We start from the raw sequence: 6,808 nt of genomic DNA, 5'->3' as shown, positions 1-6,808 counted from the left end.
GGACCTTATGTCTTCAAAGGCACGATTCTTACGCCGGTTATCGGGTGGACAACGCATCATTCCATTGTGCAATTCGAGGATAAATGGTACTTATTTTATCATGATTCTTCCCTATCGGACGGAGTTAACCACAAACGCTGCGTCAAATATACGGAACTAACGTATAACGCGGATGGTACCATCCAAACGATTGATCCTTACAAATAAATATAGATTCCTATAGAACTGCTCCTTATGGTCTAGCGAGACTGAGGGGGCAGTTTTTATTTATGCATAGAATCTCGATTTTGGATAAAAATACATGGAAGGAAATCAATGGGATCAAGTAGTTGGAATCATCTAGAGAGATGTGCAGGGGGGCGTATTCGGATGACGATTTGGCAATGGTATAGGCGTCGGACAAGGCTAGGATCCCAAAGTCAAAGTCAACAGCCCCCAAAGACTACACGGATCGAAGAGCCAGCCCACCAGATTTTGGAGAAAAATGGAGAAGCTACTGTTTGTCCAAAACTCGATGATTCATTGGACTTCGTTCAAAGCATACTTGGCGACAATGACGATTTCATCATGCGCCGTTTTTGTATATGTGACGAGCATCAAGCGGCAGCATTGTATTTCGCTGACTTAATTGATAAGCAGCATTTGAACGATCACATATTAAGGCCTTTGATGTTAACTACCTCTAAGGAATATTCCAGGGACGATGACCGTTCAATGAGAGATTATCTCTTGAACGATACGTTGTATTCGTGTGAAGGCAGAACAGAAACCGAGTTGGATGAGATCATCCAAGCCATTGTAGAAGGGAAAACCGTCATTCTGGTCGACGGCTTAATAGATGCTTTTGTTTTCAGTACGCGCCAAGTTGATAAACGCTCAATCACACAGCCAGAAACGGAGCAGGTGATCAGAGGAGCCCGAGAAGGCTTTATCGAAATATTGGGAACGAACTTGGCCCTTCTACGCTATCGGCTCCCAACACCGGATTTCCGGATAAAAACTATCCGAATTGGGCGGGTTACGAAATCCAAAGTGGCCCTGTGTTACATTAATGGCGTTGTAAATCCAGAACTCGTCGAAGAGGTATTCAGACGTCTATCGTTGATTGATATTGACGGCGTTCTTGATGCAGGTTATTTGGAGCAATTTATTGAGGATAACCATGTCTCGCCATTTCCGCAGATTCAAAACACAGAGCGGCCTGACAAAGCTGTCGCTAATCTTCTGGAAGGCAGAGTGATTCTGCTTGTAGACGGATCACCGTTCGCGCTTATTTTGCCAACTGTCTTCAGTCAATTTTACCAAACGGTGGAAGATTATTCGGAACGGTATCTCCTTGTCAGCTTCATACGGCTTGCCCGCCTCGTTGCGCTAGTTTTTTCGCTGATTTTTCCATCGTTGTACGTGGCTCTGATCTCGTTTAATCCGGAACTAATTCCGACGGAGTTTGCTGTCGCGGTTGCAGGCGGTAGAGCGGGTGTGCCGTTCCCGTCCGTTATTGAGGTGTTAATCATGGAAGTTTCCATGGAGGTACTAAGGGAAGCGACGCTGCGGCTTCCACAGCAGGTAGGCGGCGCACTATCCATTGTTGGTGTGCTTGTCGTTGGGCAAGCAGCGGTTGCAGCAGGTTTCATCTCACCGATTACGGTTGTTATCATTGCGTTAACGACGATCGGTTCCTTTGCAACACCGGCTTACAATGCAGCTCTAGCGCTAAGGCTGTTGCGATTTCCGCTTGTGTTTCTAGCAGGCCTTTTCGGACTATATGGTGTGATGATCGGCTTAATCCTGATCGCCAACCACATGCTTTCTCTGCGTTCCTTCGGAGTTCCCTACTTGAGCCCGATTGTGCCTGGGAATTTTCAGGGGATGAAGGACACCTTGGCACGATTACCCCTGTGGTCGATGCCCAAAAGACCTGCGCTCTTACATACACCTAATGACACTCGTCTAGGCAAATTATCGAAAGAAATGAGCGACAAAGCGCCAAACAATACGTTGGACCCATTGAAAGTTGGAGATAGGAGGAACGTAACCTATGGAGCATCCTCGCCAGATCACAGTAATTCAGGCAGCGATCATACTGATTAGCACGATTATTGGAGTGGGGGTGTTGGCGCTCTCACTCTTCGCTGTCCGAGCAGCGGATTCCGGGGCACCGCTTGTAACCTTGATTGGTTTCTTGATCGGACTCCTGGGACTATGGCTATTAACGAAACTTGGCATGCTGTTTCCATCGCAATCCATCATTGAATATAGTGAGGAATTGATTGGCAAATGGTCAGCACGGGCATTCAGCGTGTTAATCATTATCTTTTTTTGCTTGATTACCGCGTTGGCTTCGCGTGAATTTGGTGAAGTGGTCGTTACTTCTGTCTTAACGAAAACACCGCTTGAAGTAACGGTTATTGTCATGCTGCTCCTTGCAGCCGTCTCTTCCAGGGCAGATATTACGACTTTTACGTACTTCCATCATTTCTATTTTCCGGTCATTGTGTTCCCAATCGTATTGATTGTTGTGCTATCTCTAAAAAATGCGCAAGCCATCAACCTGCTGCCATTTTGGGGTAATGAGCCGAGTGGTATGTTTGCGGGGACGCTGACGATGGCAGCCTTATTTCAAGGCTCATTTGTCATGACCATCGTTATTCCCGCTATGCGCCGGCCAGAGAAAGCCATGCTGGCTGGATATGTTGGCATGGGGATCGCTGGGGCCTTGTATATATTGATCGTAATAGCTACGGTTGGTGTATTTGGTGCCGAGGAAATTAAAAAGTTAGTGTGGCCGACCTTGGAATTGGCCAAAACAACTTCCTTGCCTGCTAATATTCTTGAACGTTTGGACGGCGCTTTTCTGGCTGTATGGGTTACCGCGGTATTTACAACTTTGCTCTCTTCTTTATATTTAGCGATTTATTTCACAACCCAATTGTTACGCTTGAATGATCACAAAATGTTTACATTTTTCTTGATTCCCTTCATCTATGTCCTCGCGATGTTTCCTCAAAACTTGCTGCAGATGTATGAGATCATCCAGGTTGTAGGACGTTGGGGGTTAATCTTCACTATCGCGTATCCTTTTGTTTTACTGGTTGTGGCGATGATTCGCAAGAAAAAAAGTCGGGGTGATCAACTTGTGGCAAAATCTGATTAAACAGATTCTTGTATTCTCGTTGATTGCCCCTTTGCTTTCGGGCTGTTGGGATCGATTGGAAATTGAAGATCGCGCTGTCGTGCTTGCGATCGGGATTGATGAGGCCAAGCCGGGGGATGAGAAGGAAACAAGCAATGCCACGCATATTGGAAAAAGCCAGTCGGAGTCGAATAAGACGCTTATTCGCGTTACGGTCCAGATTGCCGTCCCGGGGCGCATCCCGCTCGGGACGGGTGGCGGATCCGGGAGCCCTCCAGGGCAAAAACCAATTTGGGTACTGACAAGCGTCGGCTATACGATAGATGATTCCTTGATGAATCTGCAGCAGCAGCTTGCAGACCGGTTATTTTACGGTCATTTGCGCGTAATCATCGTGTCAGAAGCTGTTGCGAGAAAAGGCATTCAGGCCAGGAAGGAACAGTTCCTTATTTGGTTTTAAAGAAAGAATCCAATATTGAAATTGCTGGGATGGCTTATTTTAGAGACGAAAAAATGGTTGGCACATCGACAGCACTACAAATTGGTCATTACATGGCGATCAAGGAGATTAACCCTGGGGGGTATAGCGCCCTTCAAGAGCTGCCAGGTACGAATACTTCCATCATTTTCAAGACGACCCACAGGAAATCGAGAATAACAACAAAGATCAAAAACGGCAAGGTTTACGCCGTAGTAAATTGCCAGATCGAGGGAGATATTGAAGAAAAATCGAATGAGAATTTTCGTATTACAAAGGAAAATCTCCAGAAACTAGAAGCGATGATTGAGAAAGACGCCAATCAGGGATTTGAAAAATTTATTCAGCAAACTCAAAAAGAGGGCTGTGACATATTCGGCTTTGGGGAATACGTGCGGGCAACCCAGCCCGGTTACTGGAACAAGGAAGTTAAGACCAAAGAAGAGTGGCAGCACCACTATAAAGAAATGTTTGTCGATGTCAAGCTGCGTGTAAAGATCAGACGGATTGGCACGAAAACCAATTAAGGGGGAACGAGCGATGATAACCTTTAACAATTATACAGTTACGCTGCTTTTGTTATCGGGAATCCTCGTTCTCATCTTTGATGTAAAGCTATATGCCAAAGCTAATATGCAAAAAGAAAAAAAAGGCGCTATTTTTGTCGGATGGTTGAATATATCCCTAGGGGTTCTGTCCTATTTAGGCTACCTTATCTATGAAAAGTGGTTTTGGAAATAAACATGTGCGGCAGTCTTAGAGATATTCTTCAAAAGAGGGAAATAGGAGATATATGGAGAATATAGACATGTTGTACTTTGTACGAAAACCGCAATTACAAGGAGGGGGAGTTAGGAATGAAATACCGTCAACTAGGTAATACGGAACTTAGCATTAGTGAAGTTAGCTTTGGCACATGGGCAATCGGTGGGGGCTGGGGACAAGCTAACGATGATGAAGCCATTAGAGGCCTACACCTGGCTATGGAGGCAGGGGTTAACTTTTTTGATACAGCCGATGTATATGGCTCGGGACATGCGGAAGAGCTGCTGGCTAAAGCAACTAAAGGAAAAGAAGATGACATTTACATAGCTACAAAGTTTTGCAGAGCTGGAGATATTCATGATGCGAAAACGTATTCAGAGGAAACGGTTCGTCAATATTGCGAGGATAGCTTGAAAAGATTAAATCGCGAGCGTATCGATCTCTATCAAATTCACTGTCCGCCGCTAGCTATTTTGAAGGATGGTCAGGTTTTCGACGTCCTGGACAAGCTCAAAGCGGAAGGGAAAATTCGCCATTACGGCGTTAGTGTCGAGACAGTAGAAGAAGGTTTGTTCGCGCTCAGTAAACCTGGTGTCAAGGCATTGCAAGTAATCTATAACCTGTTCCGGCAAAAACCAGCCGAATCTTTATTTCCGCAGGCGCAAGCTGCAGGGGTAGGAATTCTGGTCAGACTCCCGCTAGCCAGTGGCCTATTGACCGGGAAATTCACGGAAACGAGCACATTTGCTGCGGATGATCACCGGAATTTCAATGCGGATGGCGCACAGTTCAACGTTGGCGAGACGTTTGCCGGGCTTCCATTTACCAAGGGAGTGGAGCTGGCAAGGGAATTGGCATGGATCGCAGAAGGCCGCGGCAACATGGCGCAAGCTTCTATGCGCTGGATTTTGGACAATCCGAATATTACTTGTGTCATTCCAGGTTTCAAGAACGAACGGCAAGTCGAAGATAACCTCGGAACGGCGCAGACGCCATCCTTTCACGAGGAAGAACTGGCACGTCTTCAATCCTTTTATGAGGATAGGGTGAAAGACTACATTCGGGGGCCTTATTAGAAGATGATGTTGTCATGATTGATTTTTTTAAAGACTTTATATTAAATATCTTCTTGATTTTCTCTCCGCTTGTTGTATATCCCTATTTGTATAAATTACAAAGTCATAGCATGAAGTACCGGCTGTGGCTTTGCTTTTTTTTCACAATAGCAATTGGGTTCGCGATGTCCATACCGGTTAATTTGAATGGTTTGGTCTATGATTTTCGTTCTATTCCACTGATTGTCGGCTCCTTGTATGGTGGGATTTATGTGTCAATGTTCCTGTATGCTGCCATTATTGTTGTCCGTTATCTACTCGGAAATCCAAATAATTTGATTTATTGCGTTTCGTTTATTCCCACGATTTTTTTCATTGTCTTGCTGCTCAAAAGATATCGACAAATGAGTCTAATCAATAAAATGATTTCTGCCGTCATTGTATGCGTCGCGGTTAAAATCGTAAGTTTTCTCATCTATTTAACGAGTGTGGGTAAGCTTGAACTTTTTACATCTAATCTAATCTCTTCATCCCAAACCTATATCCTGCAAAGTATCGTCATAGCCGTCTATATTTACCTGATCGAGTTTCAACAAAAGTATATTCATATGCAGGAAGATGCCGTCCATGGTGAGAAAATGAGAATTGTCAGCGAGATGGCCGCTTCTGTCGCCCATGAAATCAGAAATCCGCTCACGGCGGTGAGAGGGTTCATTCAATTAATGGGCGTGCCTCATTTGGCACCAGCTAAGCTCCAATTTTATCAGCAAATCTCGCTGGAAGAATTAGATCGGGCGCAAGTGATCATTAGTGACTACTTAGCCATCGCAAAACCTGAGCCGGAGAAAGACGAGCTAATTCTTATGAAAGATGAGGTTCAGTACGTTTCTCAGGTACTATTAACGATCGCAAATTATAATGATGTCAAAATCGAGGTTACCTTGCAGGATGGGCAAATGTTTATCGAAGGGGATCGGAATAAGCTTAGGCAATCGCTGATCAATATTGGGAAAAATGCCATTGAGGCGATGGCGAAAAGCGGTGGCGTTCTAGAAATAGGACTCAAAGAACAGACGAATAAAGTTATCCTTACGATACGTGACAATGGGATTGGTATGACGAAAGAACAAATTAGCCGGCTCGGTACGCCGTATTTTTCGACCAAAGAGAAAGGGACTGGCCTTGGTACCATGGTCTCATTCAGTCTTATTCGTGCCATGAAGGGGAAAATAAATATGACAAGCGAAGTAGGCAAGGGGACGGAATTTGAAATATCGTTTCCAGCAGACCCACGAGGATTATGATAAGTTATGAACGAGAGTTAATTGAGGAGCTTGCCATTGGCAGCTCTTTTTTTGTTTATATTCACTTAAAAAT

Annotated in this window: 7 protein-coding genes and 1 pseudogene; all 8 read left to right on the top strand. The window is 44.8% G+C overall.

The window, feature by feature from the left end; all coding sequences use genetic code 11:
* A pseudogene (locus AC1DUA_RS28225) lies at window positions 1–207 on the top strand (alpha-N-arabinofuranosidase); the annotation flags it as partial.
* Between the two features lie 162 nt (window positions 208–369).
* The gene (locus AC1DUA_RS28220; RefSeq protein WP_477502921.1) at window positions 370–2,091 is read left to right on the top strand and encodes a spore germination protein; all 1,722 of its coding nucleotides are present in this window, start codon (window positions 370–372) and stop codon (window positions 2,089–2,091) included.
* Window positions 2,039–3,154, top strand: a complete 1,116-nt coding sequence (locus AC1DUA_RS28215; RefSeq protein WP_477502920.1) for a GerAB/ArcD/ProY family transporter — start codon at window positions 2,039–2,041, stop codon at window positions 3,152–3,154. The genes AC1DUA_RS28220 and AC1DUA_RS28215 overlap by 53 nt, the downstream gene beginning before the upstream one ends.
* Window positions 3,135–3,593, top strand: a complete 459-nt coding sequence (locus AC1DUA_RS28210) for a Ger(x)C family spore germination protein (RefSeq protein WP_477502919.1) — start codon at window positions 3,135–3,137, stop codon at window positions 3,591–3,593. Before AC1DUA_RS28215 ends, AC1DUA_RS28210 begins: the two co-directional genes overlap by 20 nt.
* The gene (locus AC1DUA_RS28205; RefSeq protein ID WP_477502918.1) at window positions 3,584–4,138 is read left to right on the top strand and encodes a Ger(x)C family spore germination C-terminal domain-containing protein; all 555 of its coding nucleotides are present in this window, start codon (window positions 3,584–3,586) and stop codon (window positions 4,136–4,138) included. The genes AC1DUA_RS28210 and AC1DUA_RS28205 overlap by 10 nt, the downstream gene beginning before the upstream one ends.
* Window positions 4,139–4,151: 13 nt before the next feature.
* Window positions 4,152–4,352, top strand: coding sequence for a CLC_0170 family protein (locus tag AC1DUA_RS28200; protein ID WP_477502917.1), 201 nt, complete (start codon window positions 4,152–4,154; stop codon window positions 4,350–4,352).
* 116 nt (window positions 4,353–4,468) lie between these two features.
* On the top strand, window positions 4,469–5,452 hold the full coding sequence (locus tag AC1DUA_RS28195; RefSeq protein WP_477502916.1) for an aldo/keto reductase: 984 nt from the start codon (window positions 4,469–4,471) through the stop codon (window positions 5,450–5,452).
* A gap of 14 nt (window positions 5,453–5,466) precedes the next feature.
* Window positions 5,467–6,735: an ATP-binding protein gene (locus AC1DUA_RS28190; protein WP_477502915.1), complete on the top strand. Its 1,269-nt coding sequence runs from the start codon at window positions 5,467–5,469 to the stop codon at window positions 6,733–6,735.
* The last annotated feature ends 73 nt before the right edge of the window (window positions 6,736–6,808 follow it).

The organism is Paenibacillus sp. 01T422, from assembly GCF_056398785.1.
The sequence above is the reverse complement of the archived record's forward strand: the minus strand, read 5'-3'. Positions and strand labels throughout refer to the sequence as shown.